This is a genomic window from Campylobacter sp. IFREMER_LSEM_CL2101, from assembly GCF_025771825.1.
In the GTDB taxonomy this organism is placed as follows: Bacteria; Campylobacterota; Campylobacteria; order Campylobacterales; family Campylobacteraceae; genus Campylobacter_D; species Campylobacter_D lari_C.
Genome location: NZ_JAKMQZ010000005.1, coordinates 48,253 through 71,336, shown reverse-complemented (window position 1 = coordinate 71,336; position 23,084 = coordinate 48,253). Strand labels below are relative to the sequence as shown.

The following is a 23,084-nucleotide window of genomic DNA, read 5'->3' as shown; positions in this document are numbered from 1 at the left end:
TTTCCTACATCAATTCATATAATTTTTTACGCTCACTTGAGCTTCCTATGCCAAGTTGCATACGATATTTAGTGATAGTTCTACGCCCTAGTTGTACACTTGGGAATTCTTTTTGAGTGAGTTCAAGAATTTTTAAATCACTCAAAGGTTTTTTAGGATTTTCTTTTTTAATTAAATTACTAAGAAAATCTTTGATTGTAGCATTAGAAGTTTCACCATCATCAACTGCAGTGGTAAAGAAAGATTTTAAGGGTATTAAGCCTCTATCGCAACTTAAGTATTTATTTGCAATTGCTCTTGAGATGGTAGAAGCATTTCTTTCAAGATCTTGTGCTAAGTCTTTAAGCTGCATAGGTTTAATATCCCCGCCCATGAAAAAATCATATTGATATTCTATAATCATAAGCCCTAGTTTATAAAGGGTAGCTTTACGCATAGCTAATGCATCGATTAAATTTTTAGCATCTTTTAAATAAGCACTTAAAAACTCATGATCTAAGCCATCTGCTTCAAAAGCAATTTCAGGGTAATAATCATCATTGATTTTAATTTTAATTTCACCATTTTCTTGATAAATAAATATATCAGGAATGATTTCCATACTCTCTTCAAAATACTCTAAAAAAGGCGGAATAGAGATTTTTTTAATTATCGCTATAGCCTTTTTATACAAAGGATCTTTGATAAAATCTTTTGCATTTTCTAAATTTAAAATCAACATTTTGCAAAACTCATAAAGCTCATCATCTAAGTCAAAATGCTCTAATGCAAAAATAAAAGCTTCTTGATTATCTTTTGCCCCTACTCCAACGGGATCAAGATATTTAAATCTTTGCCTGATTTTTTCTACTTCTAAAGGATCAAATTCACCTAAAATTTCCTCATCATACTCAAAATAACCTTCATGATTTAAACATTCTATGATTTTTTCAGCAATGGTTTGGGATTTTTTAGTAGGAAAAAATGGTGGTATGATTTGCTCGCTTAAAAGTTCATACACATTTTTTACTTCCAAGCTTTTTGCGTCAATCATTTGCGTGGTGGTATTTTTACTAAAATATTCTTGATAATACTTGTTTTGATTGCTTGTAATACTTGAGTTTTCTTTGATCTCTATAAAAGGATTTTCTTTAGCAAATTCATCTAAGCTTTCTTTTAGATCTTCAATATTAGCTTGCAATATAGGAAGCCAAGATCTTAAGGTTTGTGATAGTTTTGCTTTTTGCGTTATAGAGGTTTTTTGTTTAAGCATTATTCAAGTCTAAACTCACTTCCAAGATAGTATTTTTTAACATCTTCATTATGTGCAATTTCATTAGCATTGCCACTAGCTAGCAACCTTCCGCTTCTAATTACATAAGCTCTATCGCAAATTGCTAAAGTTTCTCTTACATTATGATCAGTGATTAAAACACCTATATTCATAGCTTTTAAGTCATTAATCAAGCTTTGAATTTCACTCACTGCGATAGGATCAACCCCAGCAAATGGTTCATCTAAAAGTAAAAATTTAGGATCACACATAAGCGATCTTGCTATCTCACAACGCCTTCTTTCACCCCCACTTAAACTCATACCTTTTCTGTGTCTAATAGGTTCTATGCTAAGTAATTCTAGCATTTGTTCTATCTTTTGTTCTAATAAATTTTTATCTTTATATATTACTTGGGCGGCTAAAAGTAAATTTTCCTCCACGCTTAAGTCTTTAAAAACACTACTTTCTTGAGGTAAATACCCAATGCCAAGCTTTGCTCTTTTATTAAGCGGTTCTTTTGTGATATCTTGTGAGTCTAAAAACACCTGCCCACTTGTTGGCAAAATAAGCCCACATATCATATAAAAACTTGTAGTTTTTCCTGCTCCATTAGGCCCTAAAAGTCCAACAACTTCCCCACTTTGTACTTCTAGTGAAACATCGTGTATGATTTTTGTTTTTTTAATGATTTTTTCTAAATTTCTAGCTTCTAGCTTACTCATGTATTATATACTTTCTTTTATTTTCATAAGGAATGATTTGTAAAATTATATTAAAAATTTGATATTTATCTAAGTATTTTTTTAATTTTTCATCACCCCACTCTACCAAATGCAGTCCCTCTTCAAAAAAATTTTCAATCAAGCCATTTTTTAAAAGTCCATCAAAACCTTCTTGATAAATATCATAATGATACATTTTACCTTGTTGAAAATCATACTCTTGCATGATGGAAAATGTAGGAGAATTAAGTGTTTTTTCTACTCCAAGAAATTGAGCATAATTTTGAACCAAAGTGGTTTTACCGCTTGCTAAATCCCCTTGAAGTAAAATAACTCCATTTTTAGGCAAAATTTCACAAAGCTTATAAAGCTCATTTTGGCTTAAAATCATTTCTTTCATTGAATTTTTACCACATATTTTTCTTGCATAGCTTTTGGTATGCTTTTGGTTGTTGGTATGTCTAAAACTTTATAGATATTAGTATATTCTATAAATTTAATGCTTATTTCATCGCCAATTTTTACTTCTTTACTAGCCTTAACCACTTGATTGTTTATACTTACTACGCCACTTTTGCACATATCCTCTGAAATAGCACGACGCTTAGTAATATTAACTACATTTAAAAACTTATCTATTCTCATAAAAATATTTTATCAAAAAATACAAGAAAATGTTATAAAATGTTTAAATATTTTACATTATATTAAGCTAAATTCGTTAAATTTTACAATCATTTTTTACAAAGAGGAAAGACAATGAAAAAAGATATCAAAAAAGTGGTTTTGGCATATTCTGGTGGACTTGATACAAGTATAATTTTAAAATGGCTACAAGATGAGTATAAATGTGAAGTAGTAACTTTCACAGCAGATATTGGACAAGGTGAAGAGCTTGAGCCTGCTAGAAAAAAAGCACTTTCTTTGGGCGTAAAAGAAGAAAATATTTTTATTCAAGATTTAAAAGATGAATTTGTAAAAGATTATGTGTTTCCTATGTTTAGAGCAAATGCTATTTATGAGGGAGAATATTTACTAGGTACAAGTATAGCAAGACCTTTGATAGCAAAAGCTTTAGTAGAAATAGCAAATAAAACAAAAGCAGATGCTATTAGCCATGGGGCAACCGGTAAAGGGAATGATCAAGTGCGTTTTGAATTAGGTGCTTTGGCACTAAATCCAAATTTAGCCATCATTGCTCCTTGGAGAGAATGGGATTTAAATAGCCGTGAAAAACTCTTAGCTTATGCGCAAAAACATGGCATTGATATAGCTAAAAAGCCAGGTAAATCACCTTATTCTATGGATGCAAATTTATTGCATATTTCTTATGAGGGTTTAGTGCTTGAAGATCCTGCGGCTAAACCTGAAGCAGATATGTGGCGTTGGGTGAAAGATTTAAAAGAAACTCCAAATGAAAGCGAAGTGATAGAGCTTGAGTTTAGCAAAGGCGATTTATGTGCTATTAATGGAGAAAAAATGTCTCCTGCGCAGCTTTTAGCAAAACTTAATGAGCTTGGTGCAAAACATGGTATAGGTCGTCTTGATATTGTTGAAAATCGCTATGTGGGTATGAAAAGTAGAGGTTGTTATGAAACTCCGGGTGGAAGTATACTTTTAAAAGCACACCGAGCTATTGAAAGTATCACTCTTGATAGAGAAGCAGCGCATTTAAAAGATGAATTAATGCCAAAATATGCAAGTTTAATTTATAATGGTTATTGGTTCTCGCCTGAAAGATTAATGCTTCAAGCCTTAATTGATGAGTCACAAAAATATGTAAATGGTAAAGTTAGGCTTGAATTATATAAAGGTAATGTAATGGTAATAGGCAGAGAAAGTGCGAATGATAGTTTATTTAGTGAGGCTTATTGTACTTTTGAAGAAGATGTTGTGTATGATCAAAAAGATGCAGCAGGTTTTATAAGATTAAATGCTTTGAGATTTATCATCGCAGGTAAAAATGGAAGAAAATTTTAAAAAAGGAAAACAATGAAAGTATTATTAATTAAAGATGTAAAAAGCTTAGGAAAAGCAGGAGAAGTTAAAGAAGTAAAAGATGGATATGGACAAAATTTTTTAATTGCCAAAGGTTTTGCCAAAGCTGCTACACATGAAGTTTTAAAACAATATGAAGCAGAGCAAAAGAAAAAGGCAGAAAATTTAAGATTTGAGCTTGCAAATTTGGAAAAATTAAAAGAAGAATTATCTAAAATCACTATTTGTATAGCTAAACCTGTAGGAGCTAATGGAAGCTTGTTTGGTGGGGTTACTAAAGATGAAATCGCTCATGCGCTAAAGGATCAAAAAGGTATAGAGCTTGATAAAAAAAGCTTAGAATGTGATACTATAAAAGAACTTGGTGTACATGAAATTTCAGCAAAATTAGGCCATGCAATTCATGCTGTGTTTAAGCTAGAAGTTAAAGGAGAATAATGTTTCACGCAACTACAATTTTAGCTTATAAAGGTAAAAATAAGTCTGTAATTGGTGGAGATGGACAAGTAAGTTTTGGAAACACTGTTTTAAAAAATAATGCAGTTAAAATTAGAAAATTAAATAATGGAAAAGTATTAGCAGGCTTTGCAGGAAGCACTGCTGATGCTTTTAATCTTTTTGATATGTTTGAAAAACTACTTTCTAGTTCTAAGGGTGATTTATTAAAAGCTGCGATAGATTTTTCAAAAGAATGGCGTAAGGATAAATACCTAAGAAAACTTGAAGCAATGATGCTAGTATTAGATAGAGATCATATATTTTTACTTTCAGGAACTGGAGATGTAGTTGAACCTGAAGATGGCGCTATAGCTGCTATTGGTAGTGGGGGTAATTATGCACTTTCTGCTGCAAGAGCGTTGGCTAAACATTCAAATTTAGATGAAGAAGAATTAGTCAAAGAAAGCTTGCAAATAGCTGGTGAAATTTGCATTTATACTAATACAAATATTAAAACTTATGTAATTGAGGATGATAAATGAATTTAACTCCAAAAGAGATTGTGAAATTTTTAGATGATTATGTAATTGGGCAAAAAAATGCCAAAAAAATCATAGCAATTGCTTTAAGAAATCGTTATAGAAGAATGCAGCTTAGCCCTGAACTTCAAGATGATATCATGCCAAAAAATATTTTAATGATAGGATCAACTGGAGTTGGTAAAACAGAGATTGCAAGACGCCTTGCTAAGATGATGGGGCTTCCTTTTGTAAAAGTTGAAGCAAGCAAATATACTGAAGTTGGTTTTGTTGGGCGTGATGTAGAAAGTATGGTTAGAGATTTAGCTAATGCTGCTTTAAATTTAGTAAAAAATGAAGAAAAAGAAAAAAATAAAGAAAAGATTAATGAATTTATAGAAAATAAGATTTTAGAAAAACTTTTACCGCCTTTACCAAAGGGTGTTAGCGAAGAAAAACAAGAAGAGTATCAAAATTCTTTAGAAAAAATGCGTGTGAAATTAAAAGCTGGTGATTTAGATGATAGCACAATAGAAGTTGAAATTTCACAAAGTGTATTTGATACTAATCCAAATTTACCACCTGAAATGGGTGCTATGCAAGATATAGTAAAAGTTATTGGTGTGGGTAATAAAAAAGTTAAAAAAGAAATGAAAGTAAAAGATGCAAGAATAGCTTTAGTTCAAGAAGCAAGTGAGAAAATTCTTGATATGGAAAGTATTAAAGGCGAGGCTTTAAGAAGAGCAGAAAATGAAGGGATTATTTTTATCGATGAGATAGATAAAGTAGCGGTTTCAAGCTCAAATTCAAACCGCCAAGATCCAAGTAAAGAAGGGGTGCAAAGAGATTTGCTTCCTATAGTTGAAGGTAGTACTATACAAACTAAATTTGGACCTTTAAAAACTGATCATATTTTATTTATTGCAGCAGGTGCTTTTCATCTAAGTAAGCCAAGTGATTTAATCCCTGAACTTCAAGGGCGTTTTCCTTTAAGAGTTGAGCTTGATTCGCTAGATGAGGATGCTTTATATGCTATTTTAACAAGACCTAAAAATTCATTACTAACACAATATATTGAGCTTTTAAAAACTGAAAATGTAGAGCTTGTTTTTGAAGATGAAGCTATTAGAGAAATAGCAAAAATAGCAAGCAAGGCTAATGAAGAAATGCAAGATATTGGTGCAAGACGCTTACACACGGTGGTGGAAAAACTTTTGGAAGATATTAGTTTTGAAGCAGATGAATATGCTGGAAAAGTTTATAAAATAGATGATTTTAAAGTGCAAGTTAAGCTTGGAGATATCATAGAAAATAAAGATTTAGCTAGGTATATCTTGTGAAAAGTGGCTTTATAAGCATAGTGGGTAGAACTAATGCGGGAAAAAGTTCTATCCTTAATTCTTTATTAGAAGAAAAAGTTGCTATGGTTTCTCATAAGCAAAATGCTACAAGAAGAAAGATTAATGCGATTATAATGCATGAAAATCATCAGCTTATTTTTATAGATACGCCAGGTTTGCATGTAAGCTCTAAGGCTATGAATCAACTTATGATTGATTTGGCGATTAAAAGCATTGCGGATTGTGATGTGATTTTATTTGTAGCTAGTATTTATGATGATATTAAAGATTATGAAAATTTTTTAAGTTTAAACCCTAAAGTGCCACATATTGTATTAATCAATAAGGTTGATTTAGTAAAAAAAGAGGTTTTGCTTAAAAAATTGAGTGAGTATTCTCAGTTTAGCTCACATTTTAGTGCTATTATCCCCTATTCTGCTAAGCAAAAATTTTATAAAAAAATTCTTTTAGATGAGATGATTAAGTATTTGCCTGAACATCCATATTATTTTGATCCTGAGTTTATTACTACTACAAATGAAAAGGATATTTATAGAGATTTTATCTTAGAAGCCATATATGAAAATTTAAGTGATGAAATTCCTTATAGCACTGAAGTAAAAATAGAAAAAATCAAAGAACTAGAGCAAATTTATTATATCAATGCCATTATCATTACAGATAGTAATTCTCACAAAGGAATGATATTAGGTAAAGATGGAGCTACAATTAAGCGTATAGGTAAAGAAGCTAGGTTTAAAATAGAAAAATTAGCACAAAAAAAGGTAATGTTAAAATTATTCGTTCAACTAGAAAAAAATTGGCATAAAAACGAGCAAAACCTTAAGAAAATACTTTATGATGAGTAAAAAAATCATCAAAAAAGATTTTCTTGCTTATGAAAAACTTTTGTATATTAAATTTCCAAATCCTATTAGCGAAGATGAAATTTTAAAAAAGAGCTTTGAAGAGCTTGGTCTTAAAGATGATTTTTCTTATAAGCTAAAGTATTTTCAAGATAAATCTTTTACTCATGTATTTTTGTGTAAGTATAAAGATATTTTAGATATTGATTATGTGATCCCAGAACCCCTACTTTTTGAAGTGTATTTTAAGAATGATGTAAATAGTGAAAATCTTGCATTATTATTTAAAGAAAAATACATAGTTTTAGTGGAGTATTTGGGGTGTGATTTTCAAAATTGTAAAGTTATACCATTGAATGTTTATGATAAAATATATAATGAAAAATTAAAAAATACTTATAAGCACATTATAAGCATAGATGATACTCAAAATCTTAGCAGTTTTGATAAATTTAATAGTAAAATTTTTTATCAAAAATTGTTAAAAAATTGCGATCAAGTTAAGATTAATCTTACCAACAAAGAAAAAATAAATCATTTAAAATCTTTTAGTTTTAAGATTTTATTAGCTTTTGCTTGTGGAGTTTTGCTAGCTTTAGCTTATCCTTTGTATTTGTATACACAAAAATCATTTTATGAAAATGAGAAAACAAAATATGAAAATTTAATAAAAAAGCAAGATGGTATTTTAGAGCAAGCAAAAATAAATCAAAAACAGAATCAAGAGTATAAAAAACTACAAGAAGAAAATGAGTTAAAGATTAATTTGTTGCAAAAATTTTATACAAATGCACTTTGTTATAAAGATTTTTATGATTTTTTAAGAGTTTTAAATTCCCATCAAGCTTATATAGAGGCTTTGTATGTTAAAAATAATGATTTTATTGTAGAACTTAAAAATGACTATGAATTTTATGAAGATTTTAAAAAACATCATTTTGTATTAAAAAATAAAGAAGTTAATAATGGAAAAATCACTCTTGTTTTTGAAAAATCTTTATAAAAATTTAGAAAATATCTTTGCTAGGTTATCTGGGCGTGAATTTGCACTAGCTTTGATAGTTGCTTTTGTTTTTGGTTTTTTCATGGTTTATATGAGTGTTTTTGATAATTTTGAAAAACAAATGAAGTTGTCAAAAGATGAACTATATGTTTTACAAACAAAATACGAGCAAAAACAAGAAATGATTTCTGATTTAAAAGAAGATGAAAATATATCTTATAACGAGCAGTCATTCTTGAGTTTAGACAAGGACTATCAAAGCATTTTAAAAGATATTGAGAGAAATCTTTCTAAAGTAAGGTCTTTACAAATCCAAAGTTATAAAAGTCAAGATGAATATTTTACTTATTATGAATTAAAATTGAGTTTTGTTAGTGATTTTTATTTTTTAATGCAATTTTTACAAAAACTAGATCCTTATATAAAAGTTAAAAATTTAGAGCTTACAAAATATGAAAATGAACTAAAAATCACACTAAAACTTATTTTTACTCTAGTATAAAAATGATTTTTTTGATAAAATTCATCTAAACATGGCAAGCGATCGCTTCTTTCGAAGAGGAAAGTCCGAGCTGCAATAAGACAAAGATTCCATCTAATGGATGGCTAGGGCAACCTAAGGGAAAGTGCAACAGAAAGAAAACTACCATATTTTTATGGAAAAGGTGAAACGGTAGAGTAAGAGCCTACCAGTAGCTTTGGTAACAAAGCTAGCTATGTAAACCCAATCTGCAGCAAGAAGGGGTGGTTTTAGTCTTATAATATAACCCTTCGCTCGAACTTGTTTGCAAAAACAAGTCTAGATAAATGATCGCTCTTGACAGAACTCGGCTTATCGCCATGTTTTACTTCATATAAGCAGAAGCTTTTTTGAGTTTTTGCAAATTTTTTGCTACTTCATCTTGCTTTTTTTTCATAAAAGCTATTGCTTCATTAGTAAGAGCCAAGGCTTCATTAGGACAATCTTTAAAATCAGGTTTTTCGATGAGTTTAACTATTTTTTCCACATCTTCAGTATATACAGCTAGTTTAAACTCATCTATCCATTTTTTTTCACTCATTTTTGATGTACTTCCCTCCAAGCTTCTAATAAGCCTTTAACAACATTTATTACTTCATCTACTCTAGCTTCATTATTTTCTATGTTTGCTAAAGAAAGAAGTTGTAATTCTCTAGTGTATAAGCCACTTAAATAATGTGCTACATCTCCACCTTTTTCATAATCAAGACAATTTAATAATTCAATAAAAATAGCACTAGCTCTTTTTACATAATACACTCTTTCTTCTATATTTTCATTTTGAATAGCTATTTTTATCCTACTTGAAAAGCGTAAAATCCCGCTATATAGCATTTCTATAAGTTTTTCTTGGGATTCTACACCAGTTTGATTTTGTGAATATGCGCTATAAACTGCACTATTTAGCATTTAAACCCTTTCTTATTTTAAGAATTTTGATTATTTGCCGCATTAATCATATTTGAAATAACACTTGCTTGGTTATTTAATTTAGCAATAATACTATCATATGCAGCCCATCTAGACCACATCGTATCATATCTACCTTCTATAGATTTTTTAGTATTTTCTATGGTTTCGTTAAGATTTTTTGATTCTTTAGTTAAAGATTCTTTGTATCCTCCAAAAGAACCATCAGAACTCATTATTTCACCCATAGTGTTTTTTAATATCCCAAAAGTTCCTGTTTCTTCTTTATAAACGGAGTATATGGTTCTAGAACTTAAGCCAAATTTTTTCAAAAAGTCACTATCGCCTTGAATTTCTAAATTACTTCCCGAAGTCCCTTTGATTTTAAATTGAATTTTTTGATCAGCAGTGCCTTGGTTGATGATTTCAAAGCTAGCTTCTAAGCCCTCTAAACCAAAACTATTGATATGATCTACTAGGTTTTGAGCTTTTTCTACATCTGTATCTCCAGTTAAAGTAAAAGGATCTCCATTTGCAGTTTTACCTAAATCTATGGTTTCATCATTGTAAGTAATGGTAAATTTACCTTCTTCAAATTTAATATCTCCTTCACCAAAACCACTTACCCTATCGCCTACTAAATCAATATCTTCAAAACCATTATGTCCTACGAAAAATTTTTCAGCCATTTCTGGATCTTCGTTGAATTTAGAGTTAAATTTTCCTGAATCAAAAGACAATACCCCATCACTCAAAGTTAAGCCATAATCAGCCAAAGACAAACTTACTTTAGAAGAAACCTTAATACCATCTGAACTATCACTATCGCCAACTACAACCGTCCCATCTACTGTAATGGTTTGAAGTAAAATATTATTAATTTGAGATTTGATATTATAAATTTCACTAACACCTACAAAATTTCCTTTTGTCCCTGCGTCAGGGTCGTATTTTGTCGCTGCATTAAGATTTATCATCAAATCATTATAAGCAGTGGCTAAACTTTCTAAAGATTGTGAAATAGCTTCGGTATCTTGAGTAACATTAAAGCTTATTTCACCTTTTTGTTTAAGCTCTAAGGTGATATCAGGGCCTATATCTGTGATGGTATTAGTTGGTCTAGTCATTTTAACACCATCTACACTAAAGATAGCATCCATACCTTTTTGGATATGGTTTTCATTGTCTTTGGAAACATTATAGCCTTGTGGTGTGCTTGTATCTAATTCAATACCAAATTTATTTTTCAATAGTGAAGTAGCTTTGCTATCTCTAGTATAATTTGCTTGATCTATATTTCCTTCAGCATCAGTTGCATAGCCACCATCAAATATACTTAAATCACCACCATTAGTAGCTCTAAAAGATAATTTGCCACCATCTTCTATTTTAAGTTCAACTTTTCCGTTGGTTTGTTTTCTTAAATCCTCTGCTAAACTTTCATAAGTAGTATTTTCATCAATATTTATAGTAAATCTATCATATCTTTCACCATTTTTAATAACAAAAGTAAAAGAAGTACTTTCTTCTCCTGGATTAAGTAGTTTATCTTCAGGCTTTCCGCTAAATGTTCCACTTATTTTATCTTTATTTTCTTCTCCAGCACCTTGAGGTCTAAAACCATATAAACCACCTGCGCTAATGCTATCTTTATCAAGCTCCCAACCCATAGCTTTTAAAAGTTTTTCATCACCTGAAAAAGAAATATTATTTTTAGTTCCTGTTTCAGTACTTTGCACTACTAAGCGGTATGGATTATCTTTATCTCCTGTATTAACTAGCTTAGCTTCTATTTTACCGCCTGTAACAGAGTTGATTTTTTCGGCAAGTTGAGCTACAGTAGTACTTTCATCAATATCGATTTTATAATCTTTTCCATCTTGAGTAATAGTAAAAGAAGTTTTGCCATTTTCTCCATTTATCCCAAGACTCTTCATCACAGAAGCGGTTTTGTCTTTAAATCCATTGCTTTGATATACGTCTTTTTGAGCAAGTTGTTCTACAATAACTTTCATATTAGTAAGGTTAGATAAAGATCCTACTACTAAGCTTGCAGCAGCGCTATCTCCACTTACACTAGGGGATACTTTTTTCTTATTAAACTGAGATGCATCACCTAGGCTACTTACAGCTGTTTGAAAAGCAAGTAGTTTAGCTTCAAGTTCTGCTAGGTCTTTTTGTCTTGAAGTATTAGTTTCAAGCTGTGAGTTGTAAAGGCCTAAATGAGCGTTCATTTCCGCTTCTTTAAGTTTATTAAGTGTATCGCTTGTTAAAACACCTGAGCCTATTCCTAAACTTCCTAAACTACCTATTGCCATGATTAACTCTCCTTATCAAAAATGGTGCCGATAACACCTTTAAAATGCTCTATTAATTTCATCACTTCTTCACTAGGAATTTTGCGTATAAGTCTACCGGTATCTTTTTCGGTTACATTTACATACATTTCATTGATTTTGTCATTATATGCAAAACGCACATTTGTTTCTAGTGTTTCCATTTGTCTATTAAGCTTTTCTGTCGCGTTTTTTAGTTTTTCATTTAAATTCTCATCTTGATCGTTTAAATTAACTTGTTGTTGCTTATTCTCTTGAGGTGCTTTTTCAACGCTTTTTGTGTTAAAATGAGCTACATTTGCATCTCTTTGAATATTGTTACTAATGTCCATTTTAAACTCCTTTTTAAAAGACTTTAAAATACTCTATCGACATAATTTTAAAAAACTTAATATTTAGATTAAAAATCTATATTTTCTTACAAGCAAAAAGTGTTCTCAAAAAGTTTAAAATTAAAAAATTTCAAACTTTTTGAATAATTTTTCATCATTTGGAAGTAAATTTCTTGCAATAAGTTTATCTATAACTTCTTTAGAACAATTTGTCATTAAAGGCCATTCTTTATGATAATCTTCTAACAATCCTTTATTTGTCGCATCAATTGCAATACAATCTTTTTTGAGAAAAATATCTCTTTTTGCGTCGATATTATTTACCACACGCCAAATTAGCATATAAGGATTTTCTAAAATAGCATCTGTATCTAAGAAAACTAAAATTCTAAAATGCTTTTTATAGGTTTGTAATTTTTCAAAAACTTGAGTTATTTTTTCTTTTTTATCAATCAAAATCACACAAACTGGAGCAAAGGTTTGAGTGTAAAATTGCTTTAATTTTAAAATACTTTGATCTTTTTCTTTAAAAAGTGAAAGTAAAGCCTCATCGCTTAGAATTTCAAGTTCAACTTTTTTCTCATCACCACATGCATCAAGCCCTGCTTTACCACCATAACAATAAGTACTTGAAGCATGATCAAGCTGATCGCAAATTCCTTCACTAATAAGTAATTTTTCTTCATCAAAGCGGTTGAGTATATAAGGTATAAGTTTGTCATAATCTTGCAAACAAGGTGCATTTTCATCAACAAAAATAGCATGTTTTACAAAACTCATTTGTCCTACTCCCCAAAAAGTATGCATGACTTGTTTTGCATGAGCTGGGTATTTTGCTTCTATTTTAGCCAAGATTAGATTATGAAAAACTCCATTTTCAGGCATGTTATAATCTATCAAATCAGGAGCATTTGTCTGAAGTAAAGGCAAAAAAACTCTTTCTGTTCCAAGTCCCATGTATTTATCTTCTAAAGGCGGTTTTCCTACAACAGTAGCTTGATAAATTGCATTTTTTTTAGCAAAGATTTTTTCTACTTTTAAAATAGGACAAAGCTCAACCGGAGTGTAAAAACCCGTATGATCTCCAAAAGGTCCCTCAGGTGCAAATTCATTTGGATCTACAAAGCCCTCAATCACAAAATCACTATCATAAGGTACATAAAGATGATTACTTTTGCATTTTGCCAAAATGGCAGGTTTTTTCTTGATAAAACCATAAAGTAAAAGTTCAAAAATTCCTTTTGGCAAAGGCGCTTGAGCACACCAAATATATAAAGGATCTCCACCTATGGCTATGCTTACTGGCATTTTTTGATTTGCTTTTTTATACTCATGGAAAAAATGGCTCGCATCTTTGTGAATTTGCCAATGCATAAGCAAGGTTTTTTCATCAACTACTTGCAAACGATACATTCCAAGATTATTTTGTTTTCCATCTAAGCTTTGAGTATAAACTTGTCCCATGGTGATAAAAGGCGCAGCGTCTTTTTCCCAAGTTTTTAAAATAGGCATATCATATAATGAATTTAAGCTTTTGTAGTTAAATTCTCCATCTTTTTTAATGCGTTTTGGTGGGATATTTTTTAAATTAAGTAAGGTTTTGAAAAAATTTAATTTTGCACCAAAGCTTTGAGGTATATGCATTTTAAGCAAAGAGCTAATTTCTTTAGCCACATCTTCATAGTCTTTTTCAAATGCTAATTTTAAAGCTTTTTCATTACAAAAAGTATTTAAAAGAACAGGATAATCGTATTTTTTACCATTTTTTACTGCATTAGTAAAAAGTAAGGCTTTTGAGTCTTCTTTTTTAACTTCTATATAAGCTAAATGTGCCATTTCAAGATCAACATCAACAGGCTCATGAATGGTTTTTAATAAATTATTTTTTTCTAAAAGCTCTATGAATTTCTGCATTTATATCATACTCTCTGCTTCTTTTAAAATTTCTTTTGCACCTTTTGCTATCATTTCTTTAGCTAAAAGCTCGCCTGCTTTTGCGTAATCTTGCTTATCAATCATTCTTTTTTCTTTGAGAATTTTACTTGCGTCAGGTAAGCCTACTATGGCGCGAATTTCTATTTTTTCATCAATGATTTTTGCATTAATTCCTATAGGTACTTGACAGCCACCTTCTAGAGTTTTTATAAAATCTCTTTCTATATGGGTTTCTATGAAGGCATTTTCATCATTTAAGCATTCAAGGTATTTTAAAATTTGTTTATCATCAATGCTTTCTATACCTAAAGCTCCTTGGGAAGCTGCGGGTATCATCTCATCAAGCTCAAAAGCTCTAATGTATTTTATTTCTTTATCTAAACCTAAGCGTTTAATACCAGCTAGAGCCAAAATAATAGCGTCAAATTCTTTAGCTTTAAGTTTTTCTAAGCGCGAGTTGATATTACCTCTTAGAGAAATGATGTTTAAATCAGGTCTTAGTGCTAAAAGTTGCATTCTTCTTCTAAGGCTTGTAGTGCCTACTTTTGCACCTTTTGGAAGAGCATTTAAACTCTCATAATACTCACTTAAAAAAGCATCATTTACCACTTCTCTTTTTGAAATAGCAGCTAAAACTAAACCTTTTGGGAAAAAACTAGGCACATCTTTTAAGCTATGTACAGCTAAATGCGAATCGCCTCTTAACATACTTTCTTCAAGTTCTTTTGTAAAAAGTCCTTTTCCACCTATTTTAGCCAAAGGTGAATCAAGTAAAACATCGCCTTTAGTTTTAAAACCCTCTAAAGAAATTTCTAATTCAGGATGTGTCTGTGATAATTTATTTTTTATATGCTCACTTTGCCATAACGCAAGTTGGCTTTTTCTTGTTGCGATGATTAATTGCATTTTTTATACTCCTGTATGATTTCTACATCTATGATTTCTTCTTCATTATTTGTTTGATGATGATATTTTCTTTTTTGTTTTGTAAAAAGTTTTAGCGCCATCATAAAAAATAAAAGCAAAATTCCTAAAAATGTACTTAAAATTCCTGGTATTAAAAGTAAAATTCCTACTATGGTTAAAGAAAATAATTTAATCATACCAAATAAATTCGTGTTGGTATTTTGCATAGTGATGAGATTTGTCCAAGTCTTTGCTAAAAACATTGCTCCTAAAAACATACTTGCAAAAACTATCATAAAAAAATTTAAAAAACCAAAAAAGGCTATAAATAAAATACTAGCAATTAATTCTAAAATCAAAAATGCGCTTATATTTACTCTTGCTATCATAGAATTTTCTCTAAGTGTGAAATTACTTCTTGGGTTTTTAAAACTTGTTTTTCTAAGGTATTTCTATGGATTAACTCTACTTCATCATTTTCTAAGCCTTTGCCTATAACTAAAGCATAAGGAAAGCCCATTAATTCAAAATCGTTAATCTTTACACCAAAACGCTCATTTCTATCATCAAATAAAATCTCTTTATCACTAAAATGAGTGTAAATTTGCTCAGCAAATTCCATGGCTTTTGTATCTTTTATATTAGAAACGATGATATCTAAAACAAAAGGAGCTAAAGTTTTATTCCAAATACAACCTTTTTCATCATGACTTGCTTCTATGGCAACCGCAACCAAACGACTAACACCCATACCATAACAACCCATAGTGAAAAATTGAGCTTTACCATTTTCATCTAAATAGCTTGCACTCATTGCTTTTGAGTATTTATTTCCAAGTTTAAAAATATGCCCTACTTCAATACCTTTGCTTTGCTTAAGCTTGTGTTGGCATTTTGGACAAAGATCATGCTCTTTAACTGCCGCAAGATCTTTAAAGCGTTCTTTATTTAAATTTACAACATTAATTCCGACTAAATGATAATCTTTTTTATTTGCTCCAATAATCATATTTGTTTCATTTTCAAGCTCATGATCAATATAAAAATCAACTCCATTTAATCCTACAAAGCCGATAAATCCTGGTACTAAACCTGCTTTTTCTAATTCTTCTTCACTTACATCAACTAATTCTAGTGCATTTGCTGCATTTAGTGCTTTAACTTCTTGTAATTCATCATCACCGCGTATAAAAAATACTATAATTTTTTCTTCACTTTCATAAATAGCTTTTTTAGCAATAGCTTTGATAGTATAGTAAGGATTAATTTTAAAAAATTCCGCTAGTTCTTCTATGGTTTTTACATTTGGAGTGTGAAATTGTGTAGCAAAATCAGCTTCTGGCCTTTCATCTTCACAACTTTTTTTAGCTCTTTTTGCTGCTTCAATATTTGCAGCATAATCACAATGCTCGCATAATAATATATCATCCTCACCATTTTTAGCCAAAACCATAAATTCTTTTGAACCACTGCCACCAATAGCCCCACTATCGGCTTCAACAGCTCTAAATTCAAGCCCTAATCTTGTAAGAATTTTACTATAAGTTTCATGCATAAGATTAAATTCTTTGTCTAAATCAGCTTCATTAGCATGAAAGCTATAGCCATCTTTCATTAAAAATTCTCTACATCTTAAAAGTCCAAATCTAGGTCTAGCTTCATCTCTAAATTTAAGTCCTATTTGATATAAATGTAAAGGAAGTTGTTTGTAAGAATTTATTTTATTTCTTACTAAAGCCACCATAGCTTCTTCATGAGTTGGTCCTAAGACAAAATCATTTTCTTTTCTATCTTTAAAGCGTAAAAGCTCTTTACCAAAAACATTAAATCTCCCACTTTCTTTCCAAAGTTCAGCTGGAGTATTAAAACTTAAACTTACTTCCAAAGCACCCGCTTTATCCATTTCTTCTTTGATGATATTTTTAATCTTATCTAAAACTCTTTTTCCTAAAGGTAAAAAATTATACAAACCACTTCCAATTTGTTCTACAAAGGCACCTTTAACTAAAAATATATGACTTGGTAAAGTAGCGTCTTTTGGATTTTCTTTTGTACTTATGGCATAAAATTTACTAAATTTCATGATTATTCTCCAAATTAAATTCACATTTATAAAGGTTTAAACCTTCCATATTTTCATTTTTTAAATCAAACACATAACGCATAGCATTAATTACTGAATCATTTTGCATAGTTCCGCTTAGTTTTTTTAATTTTACACTAGGATGATGTAAAAATGCATTCATTACTTGTCTTATAAGCTTTCTTGCTTCTTCATGGTTTGAGTGTTTTAAATACCCTTTATCTATAGCCTTTTGCAATTGTTCTTTAGCGATTCCATCAGCTTGTAAGCGTAATTGCTTAACTAAAGGCAGGGTTGCTAGTTTGCTTAGATGTTGAAAAAACTCATTTGTCATAGCACCTACTATAGAATAAGCAATTTGGGCTTGGTGTTCTCTTAGAGTTAAATTTTTTCTTACAACTTCTTCTAAATCATCAACAGCATAGACTATATTTTTTTCATTTGCTTTTACATCAATATCCCTAGGCACCGCTATATCAAAAAAATATCTTTTATAATCTTTTTCTTCTAATAAATCATTAGTTATAATAGCATGTGGAGCATTTGTGGCGCTAAAAAATATCTCATATTGATTTAGTGCTTCTTTTAAATTTGCAATACTTTCACAACTTGCATTTTCACCCAAATCCTCACAAAGCTTTTGGGCATTTTGTATATCTCTATTTAATATCAATACTTTGGCCTTAGCATTTAATAAATGCTTACAGGCTAGCTCACTCATTTCCCCTGCACCTACTACAACTGCAGTTTTATTTTCTAAATTTACAAGTTCTTTGGCTTTTGCTACTGCTACTGAAGCAACTGAAATAGGATTTTTAGAAATTTCGGTTTGATTTCTAACATTTGCTGCACATTTAAAAGCATAATGCACCGCTCTAGTTAAATGCACACCACATCTTTGCTCCTGCAGGGCAAATTTATAAGCATCTTTTAATTGTCCAGCAATTTGCGTTTCACCAATAACCAAGCTATCAAGTGAGCTTGCCACAGAAAATAAATGATGGATAGCTCCGCTATCTTCATAAAAATCAGCCTTAGTGCTTAAATTTTCTTTATCAACACCACAAAGTAAACTAAGCGTTCTTAAAATATGCTCATTAATGCTTTCAACATCCCCAACAAAAAGAAAAATTTCAACCCTATTGCAAGTACTAAGTACTAAGCTTTCTAAAATTTTATTATTAGTATGAATTAGCTTTAATAATTCTCTTTTTTTGTCTTCATTAGAAAAGGAAAGTTTTTCTCTAGTAGCAATATCTGTATTTTTATGTGTAAAACTGATACAATAATAATGCATTAAAATTCCCTTTCTATCATACTTTTAATAATATCTTCTAAATCTTTTATATTATATTTTTCTATGGCTTTTAAAGCATTATTTGCATAAGTTTTTAATTCTTGGTTAACTTGATTAAAAATTTCATATCCTTGCATTTTATTTTTAATCCAAGCAAGCTCATCCACACTTAAATCTTTCTTGTAATAAGACTTAAGTATTTCTTGATCTTGTGGATTTAATTTTTCATATAAATACATATAAGTAAGAGTGGTTTTACCTTCTTTAAAATCATTCATAGCGGGTTTGCCTAAGGTTTGCTCATCACCTTTGATATCTAAAATATCATCTACAATTTGAAAAGCTAAACCTAAGTTTTTGCCATATTCTGCAAAATCATCTTCATTTAAATCAGCAAGTATTGCCCCACACCTTGCACTAGCTTCGATTAAAATGGCTGTTTTATTATATATCATTTGTAAATAAGCGTTTTTATCGGTATTGAAAGTTTCGCTTAAATTTACATCCATTAATTCACCAACAGAAAGCATAACAACAGCATTAGAAATGATTTTTGCTAATTTTAAATCTATTAAAGAAAGCTCATAAAAGGCTTTTGAGTATAAGATATCTCCAAGCATGATAGCATTTTTAGCTCCAAATTGTGCATTGATAGACTTTACTCCTCTTCTTAATTTTGCCTCATCAATCACATCATCATGCAATAAGCTTGCAGCATGAATTAACTCTATAATAGCACAGATTTTATAGCTAATATCACTTTCCCCAGCTATTTTTAAAAGTAGTTTTGAGCGTAATTTTTTACCACCTTGAAGTTTTGAACTCATGGTTAAAATAGGCTCATAATTTAATTCAGATAAAAATTCATGCATATATTGATCGATCTTTTGCACTATGCTTTCCTTAGTTTTCTTATAATTGTATTTTATTAAATTTTACTTTAGTTTTGGTTAAGACTAGCTTTTCTAGGGTCTAAAAATTCTACTTCTAATCTTTTATCTCTATCTTCTATATATACAGTAAAAATAGCTTCGCCTTTTTTAAAATCACTAAATTCAAGTATCAATCTTGCTCTATCTATATGAGGATTTTTATAATCAGGTACTAAGGTTTGATCTACCCAGTTTAAATTTCTTCTTAAAGACATCACAAATTGTCTAGGGTATTTTTTATATCTTGAATGAACAATGATATTAGTTTGATCAAATAAAGTCCATGAAAAGTCAAAATAATAAATCTCATCAGGATAGTCAATTTCTTTTATTTTTACACTTGCTTTTTCATCTTTACTTAAGGTAAATTTATAAGTATAATCAAAAAATACTTCAGCCTTTAAAAAATTAAGTATCAAAAATAAAGATAAAAATAAACGCAAAATCAACCCTCATGCCCTAAAATTTCAGCGCTTAATCCTATGTAAAAATCATTTTTTCTCTCATCTATTAAGAGTGAATTTTCCATTTGAAATTGCGCTACATCGCTTTCATTTAAATTATTTTTTTCTAAAAGTTCTATCATAGCGATATGATTGGCTAATAATTTTTCTAAAACATTTTCTAATGCACCCAAATTTGCATATTTTATTGTTTCGATAAATTTTTCTTTAGGGCTTTTTGCAAACATTTCATCAAATATATCCATTTTTAACCTTTTATGTAAGTTTGAATTTTTTCTATTAAAGTAGTTTTATCGTTAGCTTCATCTAAGTCTTTAATTTCTTTTTGCCAAGAAATATGTATGTAATCCATCTTAGCATTTTTAGCACAAAGTCTGTCTTTTAAGCTATCGCCTATAAAAATACTTTTTTCATATTTTGCTTCATCTGCGATTAATCTTAACATCATAGGATCAGGCTTAGCTTCTATACCATAACTAACACCTAGTATTTTATCAAAATATGAAAGAATGTTTTGTTTTTTTAAAATAGGTACCAAACTTTCTTGAGGTGCATTAGTAGCTATAGCTAAATAGCAATCATTTTTTTTACAAAATTCTAAAACCTCAAGCACACCATCAAAAAGCACCACACTTTGATCATAATGCTTAATAAAATACTTCTCATAACCTTCTTTAAAGCTAGTATGTGAGTAAGTATCAACACCGTAAAAAATCTTAGCATAATTTTGCCCAGGAGTATTGATAGTATCTAAAATAAACTCTCTTTTTAAAGGTTCTAAATTTAAATCCGCTCTTATCTCATTTACTGCACATACTATGGCATTAGCACTATCTATAAGCGTGCCATCCATATCAAAAATTACATTTATCAATATTCATCCTTAAATTTAATTTTATGTTTGTCTTTTTTATAACTTTGATTATTTTTTAGCTTATATAAGGCATTGGCTTTTGAAGCTAAGGTTTTTTGATCTAAACTTTCATCTAAACACTCATTTACAAAAATCTCCAAAGCCTTAGTATAAGTAGAATCTAAAAACACCGCTTGAACTTTTTCAAAGATTTTAGCATTTTTTTGCATTCTTTCTCTAAAAAGTGTTAAATCAAAATCTTCCCTTTTTAAAGCACTTACAGCAGAGTTGGTAAATTTTTCTAAAGCTCTTACGTATTTAACTCTCAAGGCTTTTTCATCATTTTTCATTCTGCTGCACTTGTATTAATTCTACATTGCAATGCTTCTTGAACTAAATTTCTAGCTATTGAAGCTTCAGCATCTACAATGTGTAAATGTTTATCAGTATGTGGGAAAATGATCTTAGCACCCGTACCACTTGTCTTTAAAACTGTTTGTATAGGTTTGTTAAAACTAGAAAGCACTTGATAAAGCATATCAAGTTTAGCTTCATTGCTTATAGTTATAATAGCAACTGAACATTCTTCTATATTAGCTACTTTTAATGTTTCTACTTGCGCTACACTAGCAAAAAAAACATTCTCATTTCTACTACGCCCAAGCTCAACTAAATTTAAATCACTTTCTAAAACTAGATATGGAATACCTGTTTTTTTAATCTTTTGCACTACTTCTTGACCTAATCTTGCATAACCAAAAATGATAAAATGATCTTTCATTTTTTGATCGCATAAATAAAATTTAGCCATATCATTTTGCTCACCTTCAGCTGCGTTGGCTATTTTTCTAAGATTATTTAAAATAAAAGGTGTTGCAACCATAGTGATGATAGAAACTATAATGAAAATCTGTGCTGTTTTTTCATCTATAAGTGAATTTACTTGCATTAGTGAAAATACTGCTAGTGCAAATTCTCCAATTTGAGAAATACTCAAAGCAGTTTTTAAAGCTACTCTTTTTCTTGTATAAAGGATTAAAAGACCATAAATTACTACAAATTTTATTAATAACACCAAACTTACAAAAACAAAAATCAAAAACCAATTTTCAAAAACTATATGAAAATCAATTTGCAAGCCAACACTGATAAAGAAAAATCCTAAAAGTAAATCCCTAAAAGGAACTAAATCTGCTTCTATTTTATGTTTATACTTAGTTTCAGCAATCAAAGCTCCAGCTATGAATGCCCCAAGTGAATATGAAAAACCAAAAGAATGCGCTAAAAAGCTTGCTCCTATTACGGTAAAAAGTATGGTAGCGATGAAAATTTCATTTGCATTAGTCTTAATGATAAATTTTAAAACATAAGTAAAAAGGTATTTGCCTATAAAATAAAGTAAAACAAGTAAAATCACAGCACTGACTAAGGTTGTAAATAAAAGCTTTGAAATATCAGCGTTTTGAGAGCTAAATATATCAATCATTAACAGCAGTGGTATTACAGCAATATCTTGAAAAAGCAAAATTCCCAAAGCTTTTCGGCCATATTCTTCATTGATATCGCCACTATCATTAAGTATTTTTAAAACTATAGCTGTAGAAGATAAAGCTAGAGCAAAACCTGCTATCATTGCTATATGGTTTGCTATACCTAAAATATAAGTTACAAGTAAAGTGCAAACCAAGCCACAAGTTAGCATTTGCAAACTTCCATTTAAAAACACTTCTTTTTTCATTGCTAAAAGGTGTTTAAATGAAAATTCAAGCCCTATGGTAAACATTAAAAAAACTATACCAAACTCAGCCACATGGATAATGATTTCATTTGTGCTAAAACCATAAAATTCACGCACAAATAAACCTGTGGCTATATAGCCTATAATGGTTGGAATTCCAAATTTTTTAAGTATAACATTAAGTACGACAGCAACTGCTACTGCAGTTAAAAATAAAGTTATAAAAGCATCCACTCACCAACCTTTTTTGTAATGTTTTATTATTTTATTTTTTCTAAAAAAATTAAGTCAAAATTACTTCTGTGTTTGACTACTGCTCTTGATTTAGAAGGATTATCTCTTCTATCAAGTTCTAATCTTAATTCTTCAATGGTATTTTCAAACTCATCAATTTTTGTTTTTAGCTTTAAAATCACATCAACACCAGCTAAATTAACTCCAAGATCTCTTGTTAAGCGTAAAATCATTTTGATTCTATCTATATCTTTTTGAGAATAAAGCCTCATTTTGCCATCAGTTCTACTTGGTTCAACCAAACCTTCTTTTTCGTATTGTCTTAGAGTTTGTGGGTGTATGCTTAAAACCTTTGCAACAACGCTTATAAGATACACCGGTTCATCATAACTATGCTCCATTGCA

At 30.0% G+C, this 23,084-nt stretch carries 27 protein-coding genes and 1 other RNA gene; 8 read left to right on the top strand and 20 right to left on the bottom strand.

Features of this window, described 5'->3' with window-relative positions:
* Positions 1-4 precede the first annotated feature (4 nt).
* From L8V88_RS04470 to L8V88_RS04455, 4 genes are read right to left on the bottom strand one after another with little or no spacing between them, the layout of a single operon-like run.
* Positions 5-1,252 carry an RNA polymerase factor sigma-54 gene (locus L8V88_RS04470; RefSeq protein ID WP_263675274.1) on the bottom strand — a complete coding sequence of 416 codons (1,248 nt, stop codon included), beginning with the start codon at positions 1,250-1,252 and terminating at the stop codon, positions 5-7.
* Positions 1,252-1,977 carry an LPS export ABC transporter ATP-binding protein gene (lptB, locus tag L8V88_RS04465; protein ID WP_039618272.1) on the bottom strand — a complete coding sequence of 242 codons (726 nt, stop codon included), beginning with the start codon at positions 1,975-1,977 and terminating at the stop codon, positions 1,252-1,254. The genes L8V88_RS04470 and lptB overlap by 1 nt, the downstream gene beginning before the upstream one ends.
* Positions 1,970-2,377, bottom strand: coding sequence for a tRNA (adenosine(37)-N6)-threonylcarbamoyltransferase complex ATPase subunit type 1 TsaE (gene tsaE, locus L8V88_RS04460; protein ID WP_133318901.1), 408 nt, complete (start codon positions 2,375-2,377; stop codon positions 1,970-1,972). Before tsaE ends, lptB begins: the two co-directional genes overlap by 8 nt.
* Positions 2,374-2,622 carry an RNA-binding S4 domain-containing protein gene (locus L8V88_RS04455; protein WP_039618276.1) on the bottom strand — a complete coding sequence of 83 codons (249 nt, stop codon included), beginning with the start codon at positions 2,620-2,622 and terminating at the stop codon, positions 2,374-2,376. The genes tsaE and L8V88_RS04455 overlap by 4 nt, the downstream gene beginning before the upstream one ends.
* Positions 2,623-2,736: 114 nt before the next feature.
* Here L8V88_RS04455 and L8V88_RS04450 point away from each other — a divergent pair, with 114 nt between their 5' ends.
* The 8 genes from L8V88_RS04450 (at position 2,737) to rnpB (ending at position 8,991) form a co-directional block, all read left to right on the top strand.
* Complete coding sequence (locus L8V88_RS04450; protein WP_263727007.1) at positions 2,737-3,957, top strand: argininosuccinate synthase; 1,221 nt, start codon at positions 2,737-2,739, stop codon at positions 3,955-3,957.
* A 12-nt stretch (positions 3,958-3,969) separates the two neighbouring features.
* The gene (gene rplI, locus L8V88_RS04445; protein WP_039618280.1) at positions 3,970-4,413 is read left to right on the top strand and encodes a 50S ribosomal protein L9; all 444 of its coding nucleotides are present in this window, start codon (positions 3,970-3,972) and stop codon (positions 4,411-4,413) included.
* Positions 4,413-4,955 (top strand): ATP-dependent protease subunit HslV, encoded by a 543-nt coding sequence (gene hslV / locus L8V88_RS04440; protein WP_133318899.1) that lies wholly within the window; start codon positions 4,413-4,415, stop codon positions 4,953-4,955. Before rplI ends, hslV begins: the two co-directional genes overlap by 1 nt.
* Entirely contained in the window at positions 4,952-6,271 is a 1,320-nt protein-coding gene (hslU, locus tag L8V88_RS04435) for an ATP-dependent protease ATPase subunit HslU (protein ID WP_263727005.1), read from the top strand. Before hslV ends, hslU begins: the two co-directional genes overlap by 4 nt.
* Positions 6,268-7,140 (top strand): GTPase Era, encoded by an 873-nt coding sequence (gene era / locus L8V88_RS04430; protein ID WP_263727003.1) that lies wholly within the window; start codon positions 6,268-6,270, stop codon positions 7,138-7,140. Before hslU ends, era begins: the two co-directional genes overlap by 4 nt.
* Positions 7,130-8,140: a hypothetical protein gene (locus L8V88_RS04425; RefSeq protein WP_263727002.1), complete on the top strand. Its 1,011-nt coding sequence runs from the start codon at positions 7,130-7,132 to the stop codon at positions 8,138-8,140. Before era ends, L8V88_RS04425 begins: the two co-directional genes overlap by 11 nt.
* Positions 8,103-8,642 (top strand): hypothetical protein, encoded by a 540-nt coding sequence (locus tag L8V88_RS04420; RefSeq protein ID WP_263727000.1) that lies wholly within the window; start codon positions 8,103-8,105, stop codon positions 8,640-8,642. The genes L8V88_RS04425 and L8V88_RS04420 overlap by 38 nt, the downstream gene beginning before the upstream one ends.
* A gap of 26 nt (positions 8,643-8,668) precedes the next feature.
* An RNA gene (rnpB, locus tag L8V88_RS04415) (RNase P RNA component class A) lies at positions 8,669-8,991 on the top strand.
* On the opposite strand, the gene L8V88_RS04410 is transcribed toward rnpB, so the two are convergent.
* The 16 genes from L8V88_RS04410 to L8V88_RS04335 all read right to left on the bottom strand — a co-directional run bounded on the left by L8V88_RS04410 (position 8,986) and on the right by L8V88_RS04335 (position 23,080).
* The gene (locus tag L8V88_RS04410) at positions 8,986-9,201 is read right to left on the bottom strand and encodes a hypothetical protein (RefSeq protein ID WP_133318894.1); all 216 of its coding nucleotides are present in this window, start codon (positions 9,199-9,201) and stop codon (positions 8,986-8,988) included. The genes rnpB and L8V88_RS04410 overlap by 6 nt on opposite strands.
* Positions 9,198-9,569, bottom strand: coding sequence for a flagellar export chaperone FliS (gene fliS / locus L8V88_RS04405; RefSeq protein WP_263677789.1), 372 nt, complete (start codon positions 9,567-9,569; stop codon positions 9,198-9,200). Before fliS ends, L8V88_RS04410 begins: the two co-directional genes overlap by 4 nt.
* Positions 9,570-9,586: 17 nt before the next feature.
* A complete protein-coding gene (gene fliD / locus L8V88_RS04400; protein WP_263726999.1) occupies positions 9,587-11,887 on the bottom strand; it encodes a flagellar filament capping protein FliD in 2,301 nt (766 codons plus the stop codon).
* 2 nt (positions 11,888-11,889) lie between these two features.
* Positions 11,890-12,237 (bottom strand): FlaG family protein, encoded by a 348-nt coding sequence (locus L8V88_RS04395; RefSeq protein ID WP_263677791.1) that lies wholly within the window; start codon positions 12,235-12,237, stop codon positions 11,890-11,892.
* 120 nt (positions 12,238-12,357) lie between these two features.
* Positions 12,358-14,151, bottom strand: coding sequence for a menaquinone biosynthesis decarboxylase (locus L8V88_RS04390; RefSeq protein ID WP_263726997.1), 1,794 nt, complete (start codon positions 14,149-14,151; stop codon positions 12,358-12,360).
* Positions 14,152-15,078 (bottom strand): hydroxymethylbilane synthase, encoded by a 927-nt coding sequence (hemC, locus tag L8V88_RS04385; RefSeq protein ID WP_263726995.1) that lies wholly within the window; start codon positions 15,076-15,078, stop codon positions 14,152-14,154.
* A complete protein-coding gene (locus L8V88_RS04380) occupies positions 15,069-15,467 on the bottom strand; it encodes an FxsA family protein (protein WP_263726993.1) in 399 nt (132 codons plus the stop codon). Before L8V88_RS04380 ends, hemC begins: the two co-directional genes overlap by 10 nt.
* Complete coding sequence (locus tag L8V88_RS04375; protein WP_263727086.1) at positions 15,464-17,164, bottom strand: proline--tRNA ligase; 1,701 nt, start codon at positions 17,162-17,164, stop codon at positions 15,464-15,466. Before L8V88_RS04375 ends, L8V88_RS04380 begins: the two co-directional genes overlap by 4 nt.
* Positions 17,151-18,458 (bottom strand): glutamyl-tRNA reductase, encoded by a 1,308-nt coding sequence (hemA, locus tag L8V88_RS04370; protein ID WP_263726991.1) that lies wholly within the window; start codon positions 18,456-18,458, stop codon positions 17,151-17,153. Before hemA ends, L8V88_RS04375 begins: the two co-directional genes overlap by 14 nt.
* Complete coding sequence (locus tag L8V88_RS04365; protein ID WP_263726990.1) at positions 18,458-19,351, bottom strand: polyprenyl synthetase family protein; 894 nt, start codon at positions 19,349-19,351, stop codon at positions 18,458-18,460. Before L8V88_RS04365 ends, hemA begins: the two co-directional genes overlap by 1 nt.
* Positions 19,352-19,398: 47 nt before the next feature.
* A complete protein-coding gene (locus tag L8V88_RS04360) occupies positions 19,399-19,833 on the bottom strand; it encodes an exporting protein (RefSeq protein WP_373274254.1) in 435 nt (144 codons plus the stop codon).
* Positions 19,834-19,835: 2 nt separating this feature from the next.
* On the bottom strand, positions 19,836-20,099 hold the full coding sequence (locus L8V88_RS04355) for a DUF2018 family protein (protein ID WP_263723747.1): 264 nt from the start codon (positions 20,097-20,099) through the stop codon (positions 19,836-19,838).
* Between the two features lie 2 nt (positions 20,100-20,101).
* A complete protein-coding gene (locus tag L8V88_RS04350; RefSeq protein WP_263659848.1) occupies positions 20,102-20,728 on the bottom strand; it encodes an HAD family hydrolase in 627 nt (208 codons plus the stop codon).
* Positions 20,725-21,057 (bottom strand): hypothetical protein, encoded by a 333-nt coding sequence (locus L8V88_RS04345; protein WP_012661485.1) that lies wholly within the window; start codon positions 21,055-21,057, stop codon positions 20,725-20,727. The genes L8V88_RS04350 and L8V88_RS04345 overlap by 4 nt, the downstream gene beginning before the upstream one ends.
* Positions 21,054-22,679 carry a cation:proton antiporter gene (locus L8V88_RS04340; RefSeq protein ID WP_263723746.1) on the bottom strand — a complete coding sequence of 542 codons (1,626 nt, stop codon included), beginning with the start codon at positions 22,677-22,679 and terminating at the stop codon, positions 21,054-21,056. The genes L8V88_RS04345 and L8V88_RS04340 overlap by 4 nt, the downstream gene beginning before the upstream one ends.
* A 26-nt stretch (positions 22,680-22,705) precedes the next feature.
* The gene (locus tag L8V88_RS04335; RefSeq protein WP_039668403.1) at positions 22,706-23,080 is read right to left on the bottom strand and encodes a heat shock protein transcriptional repressor HspR; all 375 of its coding nucleotides are present in this window, start codon (positions 23,078-23,080) and stop codon (positions 22,706-22,708) included.
* Positions 23,081-23,084: the final 4 nt, after the last annotated feature.

Coding starts and splice junctions, on each gene's coding strand:
- L8V88_RS04470 (WP_263675274.1), bottom strand. CDS start 1,252: ATGCTTAAACAAAAAACCTCTATAACGCAAAAAGCAAAACTATCACAA.
- lptB (WP_039618272.1), bottom strand. CDS start 1,977: ATGAGTAAGCTAGAAGCTAGAAATTTAGAAAAAATCATTAAAAAAACA.
- tsaE (WP_133318901.1), bottom strand. CDS start 2,377: ATGAAAGAAATGATTTTAAGCCAAAATGAGCTTTATAAGCTTTGTGAA.
- L8V88_RS04455 (WP_039618276.1), bottom strand. CDS start 2,622: ATGAGAATAGATAAGTTTTTAAATGTAGTTAATATTACTAAGCGTCGT.
- L8V88_RS04450 (WP_263727007.1), top strand. CDS start 2,737: ATGAAAAAAGATATCAAAAAAGTGGTTTTGGCATATTCTGGTGGACTT.
- rplI (WP_039618280.1), top strand. CDS start 3,970: ATGAAAGTATTATTAATTAAAGATGTAAAAAGCTTAGGAAAAGCAGGA.
- hslV (WP_133318899.1), top strand. CDS start 4,413: ATGTTTCACGCAACTACAATTTTAGCTTATAAAGGTAAAAATAAGTCT.
- hslU (WP_263727005.1), top strand. CDS start 4,952: ATGAATTTAACTCCAAAAGAGATTGTGAAATTTTTAGATGATTATGTA.
- L8V88_RS04425 (WP_263727002.1), top strand. CDS start 7,130: ATGATGAGTAAAAAAATCATCAAAAAAGATTTTCTTGCTTATGAAAAA.
- L8V88_RS04420 (WP_263727000.1), top strand. CDS start 8,103: ATGGAAAAATCACTCTTGTTTTTGAAAAATCTTTATAAAAATTTAGAA.
- L8V88_RS04410 (WP_133318894.1), bottom strand. CDS start 9,201: ATGAGTGAAAAAAAATGGATAGATGAGTTTAAACTAGCTGTATATACT.
- fliS (WP_263677789.1), bottom strand. CDS start 9,569: ATGCTAAATAGTGCAGTTTATAGCGCATATTCACAAAATCAAACTGGT.
- fliD (WP_263726999.1), bottom strand. CDS start 11,887: ATGGCAATAGGTAGTTTAGGAAGTTTAGGAATAGGCTCAGGTGTTTTA.
- L8V88_RS04395 (WP_263677791.1), bottom strand. CDS start 12,237: ATGGACATTAGTAACAATATTCAAAGAGATGCAAATGTAGCTCATTTT.
- L8V88_RS04390 (WP_263726997.1), bottom strand. CDS start 14,151: ATGCAGAAATTCATAGAGCTTTTAGAAAAAAATAATTTATTAAAAACC.
- hemC (WP_263726995.1), bottom strand. CDS start 15,078: ATGCAATTAATCATCGCAACAAGAAAAAGCCAACTTGCGTTATGGCAA.
- L8V88_RS04380 (WP_263726993.1), bottom strand. CDS start 15,467: ATGATAGCAAGAGTAAATATAAGCGCATTTTTGATTTTAGAATTAATT.
- hemA (WP_263726991.1), bottom strand. CDS start 18,458: ATGCATTATTATTGTATCAGTTTTACACATAAAAATACAGATATTGCT.
- L8V88_RS04355 (WP_263723747.1), bottom strand. CDS start 20,099: ATGGATATATTTGATGAAATGTTTGCAAAAAGCCCTAAAGAAAAATTT.
- L8V88_RS04345 (WP_012661485.1), bottom strand. CDS start 21,057: ATGAAAAATGATGAAAAAGCCTTGAGAGTTAAATACGTAAGAGCTTTA.
- L8V88_RS04335 (WP_039668403.1), bottom strand. CDS start 23,080: ATGGAGCATAGTTATGATGAACCGGTGTATCTTATAAGCGTTGTTGCA.